At 34.6% G+C, this 17128-nt stretch carries 17 protein-coding genes; 3 read left to right on the top strand and 14 right to left on the bottom strand.

Features of this window, described 5'->3' with window-relative positions; genetic code table 11:
• Positions 1 to 180 precede the first annotated feature (180 nt).
• Genes ACK1U5_RS01365 through ACK1U5_RS01355 form a run of 3 tightly spaced genes read right to left on the bottom strand, consistent with a single transcriptional unit; the run spans position 181 to position 3162 of the window.
• Positions 181 to 1089: an iron-hydroxamate ABC transporter substrate-binding protein gene (locus ACK1U5_RS01365; RefSeq protein WP_069604718.1), complete on the bottom strand. Its 909-nt coding sequence runs from the start codon at positions 1087 to 1089 to the stop codon at positions 181 to 183.
• Between the two features lie 21 nt (positions 1090 to 1110).
• The gene (locus tag ACK1U5_RS01360) at positions 1111 to 2127 is read right to left on the bottom strand and encodes a FecCD family ABC transporter permease (protein WP_000677264.1); all 1017 of its coding nucleotides are present in this window, start codon (positions 2125 to 2127) and stop codon (positions 1111 to 1113) included.
• Positions 2128 to 3162, bottom strand: coding sequence for a FecCD family ABC transporter permease (locus ACK1U5_RS01355; RefSeq protein ID WP_061139049.1), 1035 nt, complete (start codon positions 3160 to 3162; stop codon positions 2128 to 2130).
• A 275-nt stretch (positions 3163 to 3437) separates the two neighbouring features.
• Here ACK1U5_RS01355 and ACK1U5_RS01350 point away from each other — a divergent pair, with 275 nt between their 5' ends.
• Positions 3438 to 4202 (top strand): DUF817 domain-containing protein, encoded by a 765-nt coding sequence (locus tag ACK1U5_RS01350; RefSeq protein WP_000965751.1) that lies wholly within the window; start codon positions 3438 to 3440, stop codon positions 4200 to 4202.
• A gap of 83 nt (positions 4203 to 4285) precedes the next feature.
• Here ACK1U5_RS01350 and ACK1U5_RS01345 read toward each other — a convergent pair whose 3' ends face one another.
• Both ACK1U5_RS01345 and ACK1U5_RS01340 read right to left on the bottom strand, forming a co-directional pair.
• A complete protein-coding gene (locus ACK1U5_RS01345) occupies positions 4286 to 5323 on the bottom strand; it encodes a DUF4003 domain-containing protein (RefSeq protein ID WP_025966623.1) in 1038 nt (345 codons plus the stop codon).
• Positions 5324 to 5481: 158 nt separating this feature from the next.
• Positions 5482 to 5937, bottom strand: coding sequence for a DinB family protein (locus tag ACK1U5_RS01340; RefSeq protein WP_001081117.1), 456 nt, complete (start codon positions 5935 to 5937; stop codon positions 5482 to 5484).
• Positions 5938 to 6129: 192 nt separating this feature from the next.
• Between ACK1U5_RS01340 and ACK1U5_RS01335 the strand changes: the two genes are divergently transcribed.
• A complete protein-coding gene (locus ACK1U5_RS01335; protein WP_000902395.1) occupies positions 6130 to 6618 on the top strand; it encodes a DinB family protein in 489 nt (162 codons plus the stop codon).
• A gap of 113 nt (positions 6619 to 6731) precedes the next feature.
• Here ACK1U5_RS01335 and ACK1U5_RS01330 read toward each other — a convergent pair whose 3' ends face one another.
• The 3 genes from ACK1U5_RS01330 to ACK1U5_RS01320 all read right to left on the bottom strand — a co-directional run bounded on the left by ACK1U5_RS01330 (position 6732) and on the right by ACK1U5_RS01320 (position 8933).
• Positions 6732 to 7208 (bottom strand): DUF2690 domain-containing protein, encoded by a 477-nt coding sequence (locus tag ACK1U5_RS01330; protein ID WP_000771044.1) that lies wholly within the window; start codon positions 7206 to 7208, stop codon positions 6732 to 6734.
• A 16-nt stretch (positions 7209 to 7224) separates the two neighbouring features.
• Positions 7225 to 7737, bottom strand: a complete 513-nt coding sequence (locus ACK1U5_RS01325) for a YjfA family protein (RefSeq protein WP_000473746.1) — start codon at positions 7735 to 7737, stop codon at positions 7225 to 7227.
• A 302-nt stretch (positions 7738 to 8039) separates the two neighbouring features.
• Positions 8040 to 8933 carry a LysR family transcriptional regulator gene (locus tag ACK1U5_RS01320; protein WP_044584725.1) on the bottom strand — a complete coding sequence of 298 codons (894 nt, stop codon included), beginning with the start codon at positions 8931 to 8933 and terminating at the stop codon, positions 8040 to 8042.
• Between the two features lie 123 nt (positions 8934 to 9056).
• Between ACK1U5_RS01320 and ACK1U5_RS01315 the strand changes: the two genes are divergently transcribed.
• Complete coding sequence (locus ACK1U5_RS01315) at positions 9057 to 10022, top strand: quinone oxidoreductase family protein (RefSeq protein WP_030026781.1); 966 nt, start codon at positions 9057 to 9059, stop codon at positions 10020 to 10022.
• 272 nt (positions 10023 to 10294) lie between these two features.
• On the opposite strand, the gene ACK1U5_RS01310 is transcribed toward ACK1U5_RS01315, so the two are convergent.
• From ACK1U5_RS01310 to amyS, 6 genes are all read right to left on the bottom strand, one after another.
• Complete coding sequence (locus ACK1U5_RS01310; protein WP_030026782.1) at positions 10295 to 10810, bottom strand: hypothetical protein; 516 nt, start codon at positions 10808 to 10810, stop codon at positions 10295 to 10297.
• Between the two features lie 203 nt (positions 10811 to 11013).
• A complete protein-coding gene (locus ACK1U5_RS01305) occupies positions 11014 to 11271 on the bottom strand; it encodes a hypothetical protein (RefSeq protein ID WP_000905655.1) in 258 nt (85 codons plus the stop codon).
• Positions 11272 to 11739: 468 nt separating this feature from the next.
• Positions 11740 to 12450 carry a histidine phosphatase family protein gene (locus tag ACK1U5_RS01300; protein ID WP_069604837.1) on the bottom strand — a complete coding sequence of 237 codons (711 nt, stop codon included), beginning with the start codon at positions 12448 to 12450 and terminating at the stop codon, positions 11740 to 11742.
• Positions 12451 to 12610: 160 nt separating this feature from the next.
• Positions 12611 to 13135, bottom strand: coding sequence for a GNAT family N-acetyltransferase (locus ACK1U5_RS01295; protein ID WP_069604838.1), 525 nt, complete (start codon positions 13133 to 13135; stop codon positions 12611 to 12613).
• A 6-nt stretch (positions 13136 to 13141) separates the two neighbouring features.
• A complete protein-coding gene (locus ACK1U5_RS01290) occupies positions 13142 to 15043 on the bottom strand; it encodes an endonuclease MutS2 (protein WP_001095188.1) in 1902 nt (633 codons plus the stop codon).
• 525 nt (positions 15044 to 15568) lie between these two features.
• Complete coding sequence (amyS, locus tag ACK1U5_RS01285) at positions 15569 to 17110, bottom strand: alpha-amylase (protein ID WP_000476399.1); 1542 nt, start codon at positions 17108 to 17110, stop codon at positions 15569 to 15571.
• Positions 17111 to 17128: the final 18 nt, after the last annotated feature.

Genomic DNA, 17128 nt, shown 5'->3' with positions numbered 1-17128 from the left:
TTAGCCTATTTATCCCCTTATTCCATAAACTGTTTCATAAACAGGATACTTACAATAAGCGCTGACATTGGCACATCTCCTCCATATTGAATTAACTTCATTGTATAATTTTTTATTTATTCTAACAACAGTAGAAAGGCCCTCCAAATTTAGAGGGCCTTTCCTAATAGCAAAACTATATTATTTCGTAAACATTTTCTCCGCTTCATCCATTGCCATTTTGTTTCCTAAAGCAGAATAGTCCAGCCATGGTTGATCATTGATAATGTATACGTGCTTGCCTTTAACTGCTTTTAAGTCTTTCCAAATTGGTGTTTCTTGAAGTTGTTTAAATGCTGCTTTTGCTTTATCATCTCTATTTACAACAACGAAAATCGCATCTGCATCAAAGTCAGGTAATATTTCTTGTGAAATGACTTCGAAAGGGCGGTTTCCATCAATTTTCTCTACACCATTTGCAGGCTGTAACCCTAAGTCTTGGAATAAAATTGGTCCCATCGGTCTTTTCGTACTAAATACACGCAATTCTTTTGCAGTAACGCGAATTGCCATTACTTTTTCGTTATTACCTAGCTCTTTATCTATTAAACCTTTTACTCGTTTTGATTGCTCTTCGTAATCTTGAATATATTTATCTGCTTCTTTCTCACGGTTTACAAGTTTACCAACTTGTTTTAAATGATCTCTCCACGTACCTTCATCTAAATTGAAAGAATGTGTTTTTGCAATTTTTTCGTATTTCGCTACATCTTTACCAGCATATTTTTCATCAACATAAATGTCAGTTGGCTTTAATTGAAGTAACGCTTCCATATTCGGATCTGTTACAACACCAAGCTTCTTCGTATCTTTCAACTTCTCTTTAGCGTGCGGTAAGAAATCTTTTAAATCTCCACCAATAACAGAACCTACTGGTGTAATTCCTAATGCAAGTAAATCATTCGTTAAATGAATAGACATTGAAGCAATTTTTGGGTCATTACTTTTTTCCGTTTTTTTCGTTGCCTCTTCATTAGCTTTCGTTTGACCACATGCTGCTAATACTAAAATACACATCATGCTAAATAAAATAGTAAGTTTCTTTTTCATATGTTCTCCTCTTTGAAGTATTTATTTTGTTTTTGTAAGTAAATAAAGAAAATACGGTGCTCCTAAAGCTGCCACTACTACACCAGCTGGAATAGAGTTTGGCTCAAATATAGAACGACCTATCGTATCTGCTAGCACTAAAATAATCATTCCGATAATGCCAGCTAAAGGAAGAAAGTGTTGATATGTAGTACCTACTAACTTCCTTGCGATATGCGGAGCAACTAAACCGATAAAACCAATCCCTCCTGCCATCGATACACTTGCGCAAGATAATCCAACCGCTGTAGCTAAAAGTAATAACCGTTCTTTTTGAACAGAAACACCAAGTCCTGCTGCTACACTATCACCTAGTGACAATGCATTTAACGTTTTAGATTTTAGCCATGCATACGGGGTTAGTATGAAAATCCAAGGTAATAATGCAAGGACATGAATCCAATCCCTTCCCCACACGTTACCAACTAACCATCTGGAAGCGAATGTATATGTCTCATCATTTAACTTGAGAGAGAAAAATAACGAAATCGCACTAAATCCAGCTGAAACAGCAATACCAACGAGAATAAGTCTAATGGGAAGTAAACCTTTTGATCGATCACTCGCAAGTATAATAATTAAAAATGCAGCTAGTATTCCCCCACCAAATGTAAATAACGGTATTAAAATCGATGCATTCTCATTAATAGAATGAAAGAAAGTAACAAATATAATTAGCCCGAAAGATGCACCTGAATGCAGTCCTAAAATACCAGGGTCTGCAAGTGCGTTACGTGATAATCCTTGTAAAATCGCACCGGAAATCCCAAGGCCAATACCAGCTAACATTGTGATTATAATTCTTGGCATACGATAATCGTATAGCACGGTTGCACTTTCAAAATCACCATAACCGAAAAGCGTTTGAATTACTTTGAGCGGTGCAATACTAAGTGTCCCTGTATTTAAGCTAAGTAAAATGACAGCGATACCAATACAACCGAATATTGTAGTTACAGTAATGGCTCTTTTTTTATCTGTGTTAATAAGACCCTTCACTTATAGCTCCCTCCCAACTTTACGTGCTATATAGAGGAAGAACGGAACTCCAACAAGAGCTACCATAATTCCTATCGCAAGTTCTTTAGGAGGGTTTACTGCTCTTGCTCCTAGGTCAGCTACAACTAATAACATAGCTCCTAATAATGCTGACATAGGAATAATGAGTCGATAATTAACACCAACTAATTTTCTAGCAATGTGCGGGATAACTAGTCCTACAAATCCGATAGAACCAACAGCTGAAACAGAAACACCTGCCAGAATAACTACTATAATCATCCCTAGTATTCTCGTTCGGTTCGTTTTCACTCCTAAATTTGTAGCAACATCATCTCCCATTGATATGAGTGAAATTGATCTCCCTAGCATTGTCGCAAAAATAATCGTTATAAGAATAATAGGGACTAAAAATTTCAAGTGTTCCCACTTAATCCCTGCAACACCACCAGCATACCAAAACGCTAAATCTTGGCTTAAATCATAATAAATCGCAACACCTGAACTTAATGAATGTAAAAGCGCTGCCATAACCGCTCCAGCAATCGTTAACCTCATTGGTGTTAACCCGCCTGATGTTGCTGATCCAATAACAAAGATAAGTACTGTACTTAAGACAGCTCCAATAAAGGAAACAATCATTAAATAGGAATACGGCATATGTGGGAAAAAAGCAAAACTAAGTGCTACTACAAACATCGCACCTGCATTTATTCCGAGTACACCTGCATCAGCTAAAGGGTTTCGTGTTACACCTTGCATAACAGCACCAGCAACCGCAAAAGCTGCCCCTACAACTGCTGCACCAATTACTCTCGGGAGCCTTAATTCATAAATAATTTGGTGCTGTGTTAGTTTCGGGTTGTAATCCAAAACCGCTGCCCACACCGTTTGTAAATGAATATCTTTTGCACCAAATGAAATGGCTAAAAATATAGATCCAATTAAACATAAAATTGTTAAGCTCATGAAACATATGAACTTAATATGTATCCAGCGGTTATTACCAGCATGTACAGTAGACTTATGTAACATGTTTCATTTCATCCTTTATATTCAGTTGTTTTTTATAATTATTTTTTATTTGTAATTATTATTGATAATAATTATCATTTTCATTTAGATATTATATCGCCACTTTTTTTAAATAGCAAACTATTTTTTCACTTCGCTAAATATTAAAATACTTATTACAATTCCCTTCCAAAAATTACAAATACACACAAAATAGACTACTAGCTTATTTTTAAAAGTGTAGTATACTTAATCATTATTTCGAGTTTTCAAATAAAAATACCGAAGGTGACCCAATGTTATATATAAAACAACTACTACACTTCACTTACGAGCAAGCATTATCTTGCTTATTCCCAGTCGTTATTTTCTTAACACTAGCCCTTTCAAAAATCGTTTCTATTCCAGGGTTATATCGCTATGATTTCATACTCATTGCATGTCTTCTTATGCAGTGGATTATGTACAAGACTGGACTTGAGACGAAAGACGAATTAAAAGTAATTACTGTCTTTCACCTCATCGGCCTTTTACTAGAAATATATAAAGTTCATTTCGGTTCATGGAGTTATCCTGAAGAGGCGTATTCAAAGATTTTTGGAGTTCCACTTTACAGCGGCTTTATGTACGCAAGTGTCGCAAGTTACATATGCCAAGCGTGGAGAAGGTTGCATTTAAAAATGCATCATTGGCCGAAAGCTATTTTTGCCGTGCCGTTAGGAGCTATGATTTACTTCAATTTTTTCACACACCACTTTACATACGATTTTAGATGGATATTAACTTTACTACTATTCATTGTTTTCTCTCGCACATTTGTACAATTTTCATTACAAGGCGTTACATATACAATGCCACTCGTTCTCTCCTTTTTCCTTATCGGATTCTTCATTTGGATTGCAGAGAACATCGCAACATTTTTCGGAGCATGGCAATATCCAAATCAACGGGAAGCGTGGAATCTCGTTCACTTAAGCAAAATTAGTTCATGGTTTTTACTCGTTGTTATTAGCATTATGATTGTTACACAACTCAAACATTTGAAAGAGTCGAAAAAATAATGCTGATTATGTAAAAATAGTTAGCCCATCACTCATTAGAAAGTGATGGGCTTTTTTACCTTCCTTATTAAAGTAGTTACATATTATGAGCTACTACTAGCAGAAGATGTTGCTGCAGATGAAGCGGCAATCGTTGCCATCATAGCTGCTTGTTGTGCTTGTATGAGGACTTCTATCATAGTTTGTAAACCTGTGTTGGTAGCTTTACTTTCCTCACCTTTCTGACTTACGAACAGTTGAATAGCAATAAGAATATTCGTATCTGTATGCCAACGGAATAATTTCTCCCCCTGCAGTTTTTCAATCAACGCTTTAATAGCATAAATCTCTTTTTCTCCATCTTCAAGTAACGCTAGTAGCCCGATTGCTGGATAATGCATCTGTTTCACTTTTACCTTTTCTTGTTTTAACAAATTCCATATGTTTGTACATGTTGCAACTAACATTTCTTCACGGACATCCTTCTTTAGTGAAAGAATATGACTTAAAAACTGAAGATCATTCCCTTTACGCAAACCAGCTTTCGCTAGTTTCTGATACAGACGTTCTACACGATCCATAAGTGTTTCTACATTCTCTGATTGTCCTGCTAATAAAACCGCGAGCGGATAATCATTTGTACTTGTAAGAAAGAGGTGATCCTTTTTCATGCGTTTATATACTTGCATCGAACGCTGAATGTGCGCGCCATGCTGTTCATTTTCTTCTGTTAAAAGCACAGCTGCTGCGAGATAAGTAAATATACTCCGGCTAAAGCCACTAGTGACCAATTGTTCATATAAATCTAAAAACGTCCGAAAAGCTTTCTTGTAATCTGTAAAGTGAATATCTAATGTTGCGGCCACTACAAAACGATGATAAGACTTTAAGTATGAAAACATCCCTACTTGATTCTTAATATAACTACTAATTTCTAAAAAACGTTCGAGATTAAACAATTTATCACTACCTGCATACATAGCAGCAATCATCATTCCTGTTCGAGAATCACTCGTTTTCCATTTTAGTTCTCCCTTTAACTGTACATATGTATGTTTATATTGCTCTAACTTTTGCTCTAATGTAATCATAGTATTCACCCCTATTTCTAGTTCTTCTCTATCATTATACTTATATTCCATATTTAGGAATACTACAATTAATAATCACAACCTAAAAAATTATAAAATTCTCTAATCCTTCAAGAAGTTATACAAAAAAGGTAGATAATAATTTATCTACCTTTTTTGTATATATTATTTAACATTACAACTGTATTGCTTGTTATATGCAATTAAGACTAAAGAGCTTTAATAATACGTTCCATCGCCTTCATTTGCCCAATATGATCAGCTTCATGATAAAGCATCATACCGTAAAGCTCACCAACAGTTTCCAATCCTAAAAACGGCTCTGGTAGTTTATTTTCAAATGCTTCTGCTGGCATTTCGTTAATACGCTTTGCTTGTTCTTTTAATTGAGTCGTTAACACTTCTAATGATGGTCCTTCTGTTTTCCATTTAGATGGTCTTGATCCATATCCAAACATACCTGGATATTCAGTTGGTAATTGTTTGAATTCTTTTCCAAACATGAAAACTTCTGCTGCTGTTAACACGTGACCAATATGCCAACGAATTGTATTGTTAAAACCCTCTGGCTGCGTATCTGCAATTTTATCATCTAGCGTCTCCATAAATTTAAGTAATGCCCCGCGCGTTATTTCAAATTGTTTTAAACCCACTAGTCTATTCATGTTATCGTTCCCCTTCTTGATGTACAATTAATTATGAACTAAGAATGTTCAATTCATTAAAGTTTTACCTTGTTTAATCTATCAGAAATAAATAAGAAATACATCTAATATGCTTATTAAAAATAATAAAAAGGTTCCCTCCTCGTAAATATAGAATTACTTACTATGTAAATAAAAGAGGAGTGTACTTACATGTTACATATTTTAAAACAACAATATAATCTTATTAGCTCTACAAGAGAAACTCTATTTTCATTTTTGGAAGAAATCCCACTAGAAAAATTACATAGCACTGTTCCGAATTTCGGGAGCGGTGGCATTATAAAGACACATATTCATGTAGCCGATTGCTATCGATACTGGCTTGGATCATTCGCATTCAAACAAAAACGAGCAGATTTTTCATTCGCTAGTGATTATAAAATTGAGCATGCAGATGTGGAAAAAGTCCGTGCTAGATTTAAGTTAGTAGATGAGACTGTACAACGTTTTTTAGATGAATACAATGACCGTTGGCTCGAAAATATAGCAAATGAAGTAAAGTGGCAAAAAGAACCTTGGAGTACAACACCACTATGGCTTTTAACTCATACAGAAACACATGAATTTCATCATAAAGGACAAATTGTATCAATGGCTAGGCATCTTGGATATACTCCTCCTGATACAGACCTTAGTTAATTCAATGGTCCATGATTACTAAAAAAATTAGAATGAATACAATTCGAGCATGCTTTGAAAACCACTCAAAACATGCTCTTAAAATATTCTATCTTACATTCTCCATTTCCTCATCAATACCAAATAGTCTCCGCATAATTATATGCATCACTATTCGGAATGGCATGTTTCCCCTGCGCCTGTGCCTTTCTTGGATCTAAATCATATACCATTGGCGTATAGCATGATGTTTGCCCTTTATTTACAACACCATTTCCTCCAGCACTGCCGCAAGTGTATGCCTTTCCATCTGTTTTTCTTACAATTCTTGCATCAGCTTCATTATTATATACTGCTGGGCGGGTTACAGTAACTTTTGCCCACGCTGTCTTACACGTCGTGCTAAATTTTAATTCCACATAAGAATTGGAATCAATCCATTTCTTTTCTTTCGTTACTGCTGATTGGTCACAGCTATTGTAATACGGACTTTTTCCATCATACGAATGATCTTCTGCATATGCTTTATCATTACCAGTCGTACTAAACACACTAGTTAAAACGAGCAATGATAGACAAAAACATGCGCTTAGCTTTTTTAAAAGTTTCAAAGTATTCCACTCCTTTTTAATAGCGTCCTGTTTTTCCATAACCGTTATTAAACGTAACCGCCTCAGCATCTGCTGTGTATCCGAAATCAGCAGTTAAATCAAATACCATTCCTGTATACGTGCTCGTTTGACCTGTTTTTATTGTACCGTTTCCCTGATTAGAAGTGACTGATTTTTGAAATACACCATTTTTGTATTTATTCACAACAGCGTACGCATACACTCCTCCAGACACAGCTGGTGCTGGTTGATCTAAAACAAACTTAGCCCAAGCTGCATGACATTTATTGCTGTAACGTAAATACACTGTCCCTACTTTTTTACTCCCTTCATACACAGCTGTAGACTTTGCATTAAATCCATCTGCATCACACGTTGTACTACCTCCGTATACTTTCGTTGTTGCTGGATTTTTCCCGTCATAGTAACTACTTAAATCAGTAGCAGCAAATGTACTTCCTTGGAAACTAAATAATAGCCCTACACTCGCTACACTTAATACACATACTTTCATTAACTTTTTAAACATTTTCAATTTCCTCCCTCAAAATAAGTACGTATAATAAAGACAATCTATCCCCTATGTACGCCCCTCCTTTCATGCTTCCTAGAGGCATCTTACGGAAACGACTAAACGTTGTAAATTTCCTTATGATTATTGGAATATACGAAGAAATTTACGTAACCGTCTAAGAAAAAAAGTTGAGAAATACACATTTTATAGCATCCTTTATTTAAAACATAAAAGAACCGATACTTGTTACATGCAAGCATCGGTTCTTTATACAAAATTGCCATTTTTTCTTTTATATAAAATAAATATTTCTCCACTTAATCTGTTGTAAAAAACTCCCTCGTTACATCAATAAATTGCTGCAGTGGCGCTGTCATCCATTTATCTTTATGCCAAGCAATTTGTGTATAAATCGGTGAGATTTCATTTTCTAAATGTAACTCTTTTATCATCCCTTCTCGTATATCTTTTTCTACTACTATTGCTGGTAACACAGCTATTCCTAAATCTGCAATAACACATTGTTTAATTGCTTCGACACTAACGAACTCAATTTTATTTACTGGATACACATCTTCTGTACGAAGTAGCTCTTCAAATAAAGTCCGGTACGAGCACCCTAGCTCTGTTAGCAACAACGTCTCACTTTCTAAATCTTTTGTAGAAATGGAAGCTTTCTCGAGTAAATGATGCCCTGAAGCAGCTACTATTTTTAATTCTTCTTTCATAAGCGGCTCCACATGTAAAGTATCTTCTGTTTTACATTCGTCCAAAATAAATGCAAGATCGACTTTTCCCTCCATCAATTGTTCCTTCGCATCTTTATTGGAATGTGCCGGTTTAAATATAAGTTTTATTTGAGGAAATTGTGCTTTAAACTTCTTTAATATAGAAGGAAGTCTATATGTACATTGACTCTCTTGCGCACCGATTATTAACGTACCTGCTATTTCTTCATCATCTTTCACAGCCATTTTTGCTTCGTTGCTGAGCGCAATCATCTTGTCGGCATATAGTTGAAACTTCCTACCTGCTTCAGTTAAGAAAAGGCGTTTTCCTAATCTTTCAAATAACGGCGTACCTAACTCAGCTTCTAACGTTTTAATTTGCGCTGTCACACTCGATTGAGCAAAGTTTAATTTCTTCGCAGTTTGTGTAAAATTCAAAGTATCCGCCGCTACTTTAAATGTAATTAATTGTTTTATCTCCATTTATCGTCCCTCTTTTCAATCGATATTCCTGATTGATTTCATCGAAATAATCCTCTTTGTCTATTGATATTTGTATTGTATGATAAAGAGCATCTACAAACAATAAAAATGGAGGTATTCCATATGAAAGCACTTTGTTTCGAACAGTTCGGAAATCCGGATGTACTACAATATAAAGAACTAAATGATCCAATCATAAATCCAAATGAAATTATTGTCCGCACGAAAGCAATCGGTTTAAATTTCGCCGACATTTATAGACGCCGCGGTGATTATCATCTCGCTGGTACCCCGCCTTTTATATTAGGTTATGAAGGGGCTGGCATTGTTGAAAAAGTAGGAGCTGACGTTACGAATATTAATCCTGGAGATCGTATTGCATTTGCTGATGTCCCATTTGCAAATGCAGAGCTAGTTGCTGTTCCGTCTGAGAAAGCAATTAAGCTTTTAGATTCTATCTCTTTTGAAACAGCCGCTTCTGTCTTATTGCAAGGTCTAACCGCACATTATTTAACGAAAGATAGCTATGAAATAAAACAAGGTGATATAGCTTTAGTACACGCTGCAGCTGGTGGTGTTGGGCAACTTCTTATTCAAATAATTAAACTACTAGGCGGAAAAGTAATCGGCCTAACGTCATCAAAAGAAAAAGCAAAGATAGCTACATTAGCTGGTGCTGATCACGTTTTTTTATATACGGAAGCATGGCATACAAAAGTAGTTGAAATAACAAATGGTGATGGAGTAAATGTTGTATATGAATCAGTAGGTTCTACATTAGAGGAGAGTTTTAATGCTACTAAAACTGGCGGTACTGTCGTATTTTACGGAATGGCCGGCGGTAATCCTGCGCCAGTTGATCCACGTATGCTTATGGATACTTCGAAAACTTTAATTGGCGGAGACCTTTGGAACGTGCTTACATCTTATGAAGAGAGAATAGAACGCTCCTCTCAATTATTCGAATGGATTGCGACCGAAAAATTAAAGATTGCAAGTTCTACTACATTCTCTTTACAAGATGGTGCCCGTGCTCATGAATTATTAGAGAGCCGAAAAAGCACAGGGAAGATTTTATTGATCCCATAATCGTTCCAATAAAAAAGGAAGCTAGAATGTATTTCTTTGCTTCCTTTTTTAACGTTATTTATGTTCAATTGTAAAGTGATAATAAAGTTATTTAATTCTGATCTAAAAATATAAGAGCCTGGCTACAAATCATATTGTAGTAAAGCTCTTTAAAGTTGTTTAATTTCTAACCATTTAAATGTGCTTGTAGACAAAAATTAATAATAAAGTTGTTTAAATCTTGTTCAACTAAAGCACCCGTTAGTTCAATAAGAAAAAATTATCTATTATTATTAAAGTGGCCCACCTTCAAAACCAATAGGCCATCCATCGTTTTTAAATTTTACTTTATACTGAAACTCAAAGTGACCATCATAAATAAAAGCTAAACTAAACCCAGAAAATATATAATCGTCAAAATTAACCATCTTTCCAAAAAATATTGTGGATAGATAGTAGTTCTTCATTTCTTGATTAGGGAAGAATTTCTGTAAATATTTTAATGCACAGCTTATATGTAGATGGAGTTCATCGAATGTTTTTTCTGCCATTTCGATAATCTCCATATCAGGATTTTCATTATTCCCCTGAATAATAATCTCCACATCTTCCCATTCTCCGATATTAATACTATAAAACCACCGTTTTTGAATGAGATACTTCTCTTTTTCGTATACAGGGGGATTAACTAGTTTTAATTTTTTTACCTCATCTTTAGTTAATGGTTTATCAAGAATAAGCTTTTTATGCAAAATTTCTTTGATATTAGAGACAATATATTTAGATTTGTTTAATTCTAAAGAGTCCATTTTCCACCTCATAAATTATAAAATAAAGTAAATTCCCCCTTAAGTATATCATCATCCTTATTCAACTATCCTGCACCGTTAATTCAATAAGAATTAAACAACTTTATTATTTTCAAAGGACTTTATTGTAAATTAAACAACTTTATTATCTCTTAACATCAATCTCGCTTCTTTTCAATAACCCTGTTATTTATATTTTTTCTCTACGCTTCTCTTTCTAGGCCCCTCATTTTTAAGTTTATATAATAAATGAATCTAAATATTAAAGGAAAGAACAAACCTCCTGATATCAACGATCCAATAAATACAGTATCAATAAAAGAAAGAATCCCAAATAATAGCATTCCAAAAAAATAAAATACAACTGCACTCCAATAAATAAAACGTGGAAACTTAGTTTGGAACGAATCACCTTTTTCACACGGTTTCCCAAATAACAAATGAACGAATTTAATCAACATAATCACTTCTCCATATAATTGTTAATATTCTTTTCTTCTTAGAATTGAACATAAATCACATACCATGTACCACCCATATTCACACATTCCTTACTTTGTTTTATCCCGCTTTAATGGGCAGTAAGACCCCCACCTCAAAATGCAGCGAAAGCAAAGAAGTTAGGTGGGGGGCGGGCTGCCCATTAAAGTCCGATTGGTGAGGGATGATAATCAGTGGGGGATGAAGAAAACCCCACTGATTAAAGTTTCACTTTATTTCTCGTATACTTACTTTAGATTCCGAGATGAAATGTAAGGCTAATGTCCCTCCAATACACTGCAAACTAATTTGTTGTTCCTACTCTCTAATTATACCATTACAATAATTTTCATAGTTCATTTTTAACGGAATATTCCGATTCGAATTAATAAATGATATATTAAAAAATAAAAAGGAAGCTAGAGTTCTCTACCTTCCTTTTCTTATTTTTATATTTCCACACTTTCTTTCCCTTTTGCAACGTAACTCATATCTCCAACAGACTCAACTGTGTATGTTCCATCTTGATATACAATCTTCGTCACGCTAGCATTTTCCACTCCAAGTTTTGTTTTGCTACTGTCTAACATTTCTATTAAGGTAGTAATCAAAAGCCCATGAACGACAACTAAAACGTTACCGCCACCATTTGCAGCAGATTCTTCACTAATTTTATCTATCTCTGTTTTTATACGAGTAGAAAACAATTCCCAATCTTCCGCCTGTTTTGTCGGATCTGCTACTCTAATAAGATTAATCACTTCTTGAATAGAAAGCTTCAAGAGTTCTTCTGGTGATGCAACGCCTGCAGCTTTTCCAACCACATCCCACATATTCTCAAGTTTTTCACCTTCAAAAATACCGAAATTTAATTCTCGCAAATCTTTTCTTTGCTCAAGTTTTAATTTTGATTGCTCACTATATTTTAATACTAAATTAGCAGTTTCAATTGCGCGGCCGCTATCACTACTATACGCATTCATAAAATGAATATCTTTTAATCCTGTTCCTAAATTTGTGGCAACTTCAACACCTCTTTCTACTAAAGGAGAATCTGCCCAACCTTGCGCGCGATGATTCGTATTTAATATTGTTTTACCGTGTCTTGTAACATATAACGTCACTACATTCTCATTGCTATGTGTTTCTCGCTTATTCATTTCATTCTCTCCCTTTACGTTTCTATATCAATTTTACCACCTCAATTATTCATTGAGCAAAATATACGTCAGTAGATCCGCTTAATAAAAAAAGCTATCTTTCTGTATATCCATACAAAAAGATAGCATCTTTTATGATTACATTTCTTAACCGGTACTCCTATTCAGCAAAAGCACTCGAATATTGTACAATTCCTTCTACACCTCGAAGAGAATTTTCTGTTAATTCCATTATCATAAATACCTCTTCAGGCACTTCAAACGGTGCTTTTACATTCCACTCACTTGCTTTCTTAAAACCAAATTTCGGGTAGTACTCTGGATGTCCTAATACTACAACTGATCCGTATCCAAGTTGTTTCGCTTTTTCTAAAGCAGCCGTGATCAGTTTTCCACCAATTCCTTTCTTCTGATGGCCCCTAGCAACTGAAACTGGTGCAAGTGCTAACGATTCTACAGAAGTTCCACCTTGTTCTATTGTAATGTTCGATAACATAATGTGACCGACTATTTCTTCATCTATCGCAACGATAGATAACTCAGGAACAAACGCGTCACTTTTTCTAATACGTTTTACAAGTTCATGTTCTTTTTTATCACTAAACTCTTCATGTAAAAATGCTTCTTTTACAACTTCTTCTGTTTTTCTATAATCATTTTTTTGTTCTTGTCTAATCGTTACCATTTTAACTTATCCTCTATTCTTTCTTATTTCTTTTTGAATTTTACGAAGTGCTTTTTTCGATCCGCGCTCAATATCGTGTTGCATTTTTCTCTCTTTATAATCGACAAATAGTGTATTTAAATCGTATCCCTCTGGATATAACTCCTTCGCTGCTACCTCTAAAGTAATACGTTTTACATTTACTTCAACGAATTCACCGTTATAATATACAACGACGTTATAAAAATTATCTTTTTCCTTATAGATGATACCAAAATCATCATAATCTAATAAATTCACACGATCGCCGATTTTGTACTCATAATGAAATTCTCTTTTTTCTTGTACAAATTTCGGTTTTCTAATTTTACTTTCATTCACTTTTTCTAAAGCGTACTCTTTATTTCCCATGTACTCTTTCGCTCTTTTCAGCACATGTTCTTTTACGCTCATTTTATTCGCAATCCAAAGTGCATTACTTTCTCCTGATTTTCCGATAACTAATTTATAAAGCGGCTCTAGCGTTTCACTATTAAACTGCATCGCTGCATTCATAAAGTCATCGTGCATTTCTGAGAATCGTTTAATTTCTCCGTAATGCGTACTCGCAACGGTAATACATCCCGTAAGGTACAACTCTTCTAAAATAGATATTGCAAGTGCTGCACCTTCATTCGGTTCTGTACCGCTTCCTATTTCATCAAATAAAAGTAACGTATTATTATTTGACATCCTCATAATCTCAGAAAGATTTTTCATATGAGATGAAAATGTACTTAATGCGTTTTCGATACTTTGATTATCACCAATATCTACAAATACATTTTCAAAAATAGCGATTTCTGTACCTTTATCTCCTGCAATATGAAGACCTGACATTGTAGCTAATGTTAACAATCCAATCGTTTTTAACACAATTGTCTTTCCGCCCGCATTCGGCCCTGTAATAATTAAACTACGATACTCTTGACCAATTTTAAAATTTAAGGGTACAACTTGCCCTGTTAAAAGCGGATGCTTACAATTCACTAAATGAATGTAGCCATGATCATTTAACTTCGGTTCTATTCCATCAATCGATTTACTAAACTTCGCTTTTGCAAATACCATATCATACTGACTAATTAGCTCCATATTAATCTTTATACTATAAATGTTTTCTAACACCATTCCTGATAAAGTCGCTAAAATTTGATATTCTTCAACCGCTTCTTCTGCTTTCAAACCCGCTAGTTCCGCATTCAATTTCGTAACCGTATGCGGTTCTATAAATACAGTAGAACCTTTTGCCGAGGCTTCAATAATACTTCCAGCAACTTGGTTTTTATAGGAAGATTTAATTGGAATCGTATAACGGTCATCCTTTTTACTAATAAAGAATTCCTGAATGAATTTCTTATTTGCACTACTATTTAAAAACTTCGTTAAACGTTCTTTTATTTTCCCATCTACAGAATCGATATTATTTCGAATTCGTTTTAACTCTTTACTTGCAGCTGCATCAATACTATTTCCTTTAATTGAAAAGTTAATTTCCTCTTCAATACTTTTATATTCAGTCATTGAATTTGCATAAGAAGCTAATACTGGTGCAAAAAATTCTTTATCTAACATAAACTTTTTAATCTTTCTACATCCGCGTAAAAAGTCTGAAACACTGACTAATTCTTCTGGATCTAAAATCATCCCTTTTTCTAATTTTTGAATTGTACTAGCAATATTAGAAATGCCGAAGAAAGGAACATGCCCTTCTGCATCTAATATAGCTCGTGCTTCTGTCGTTTCATTCAACCGATTTCTCACTACTTTTATACTCGTACTCGGCTCTAATTTGTTTAATAATTCCTTACCTAATCCACTTACACAATAAGATTTCACTATATCCTTTAATTCGTTATATTGTAGCTTTTCAAAAGTCATCGTATTCATTTTGTTTCTCCTCACTATGATTGATTTTTATCATAAATGAAGATACCTACTCATTAGATTCCAATGAGTCATATATAAAATTCCATAATTATACAATAAAAATATATACAAAAAAGCTGCGGGGATACCGCAGCTTTTACATTTACAAGGCATTTGTAATAACATATGAGGAAATAAGCCATAAAAAATAGATGGCAGTCCCTTATTACACGCTTTATAAAGTATTGTAGGTATCTTCATAGGTTTTGAAATAAAGGCATGACAAAATTAGGGGTATGATGTACATAAAAATCCCCTGGTCTTATCCGATTTATTTCATTAAATTTTTCCTATTTAATACCTACCGCACTCACAAAAAGCACCTCTCATTAATTTATATTATAGTCATTGAAATCTAATTTATTGAAATCATCATACTATATGTTACGTGAGAAGTAAAGGTGTCATACTTTTATAACTATACAGAATGTAAAAAGGAAGAGGAAAACTTATATTTCAGTCTACCTCTTCTTTTTCATCACCAAATTACTGCTGAACATATATGGAAACTGATCCTCCACTTACTTGGAATTGTCCCCAACCATCCTTATTAATTGTTACAGTATTTGTTTGATTACCCGTAATATCGTACCATACTTCACCTGCGTTATTCTTTCCAACATCCATCCACTTTGCCCCTCCTGGTCCATCAGAGATTAATGTTGCTAAACCAGAATTAGCATGTACACTATCACCTTCTCTTGTCCAGCCAATCACATCTGGATGATCAAAATAATCACGCTGCGTACCATATGCAAAGTTTTTTCGTGCCGTCAAAATCGGATCAATTTTATCCTTTAACGCTGGAATTTCATAGTTACTATTTCCTTTTGTACCATAGTAATCACCATAGAAAACAGAAGGATACCCCTCTGCACGCGTTAAAATAAATGCATATGCCAGCGGCTTGAACCAAGGGCTCACTACAGATTCCAATGACTGACCAGGCTGTGAATCATGATTTTCAACTAGAGTAACCGCAAGTGTAGGATGATTCGCAACTACCGTTCCTTTTAAAATATTTCTCATATCATAATTTCCATTTCCTGTTGAAGCATAATGAAAATTATAATGAAGTGGTGCATCGAACACAGATTGATTATAATTAACCTTCGCTAAATAATTATTTAAAGTCTGGATATCATTTTGCCAATATTCAGCTACTGTAAACATTTCTTTCCCTGTTTGCTGTCTAACGTGATTTACCCAATCGCGCAAATATTCATGATCAATATGTTTAACAGCATCTAAACGAAAACCATCTAAATTTAATTCATTCGCATACCACGTTCCCCATTTTTTCATTTCATTCGCAACATCTGGATGATCAAAATCAAGATCCGCATACATCAAATAATCATAATTCCCATTCTCGCTAGACACTTCCCAGTCCCATGCTTTACCTATGCCCCTAAATTTATAAATTCGGTTTAATTTCCTTCCTTCATCCCAATCCGTTCCGTCAAAATGATACCATTTCCATTTGAAATTAGAATAAGAATCTCCACGCCCTGGAAAGTTAAATCCCGTCCACGCACTAATTTCATAATCACCTGATACTTCAATATTCCGATTGCTCGGGTCTACCTCAACTGCTGTGACAGTTTCTGTATAATCAGCCCCACCTTTATGATTCATAACTACATCACCGTATACATCGATGTTTTTCTTATGTAAAGCGTCAATTGCAGATTTCAATTGTGCTTTCGTCCCATATTTCGTCCGCACTGTTCCCTTTTGATTGAATTCCCCCAGATCATATAAATCATATGCTCCATATCCTACGTCATTTTGCGTAGTTCCTTTATATGCAGGTGGTATCCAAACAGATGTAATTCCTTTTTCCGCTAAATTTTCAGCATCAGTACGCAAACGATTCCAATGATTCCCATCATTCGGAGCATACCACTCAAAATACTGCATTAACGTTCCATTGTTAACTGTGTCTGCATATGCTTTACTCCCGTCATATATACTAGGTAAAAACATAACAACTGACAATCCGACTATTGTTATTCTTTTAAACATCTGTACACCATCCCCTTC

The sequence above is a fragment of the Bacillus sp. XB1 genome (assembly GCF_053557995.1).
Note: the sequence above shows the minus strand (reverse complement) of the source record. Positions and strands in the feature narration are given on the sequence as shown.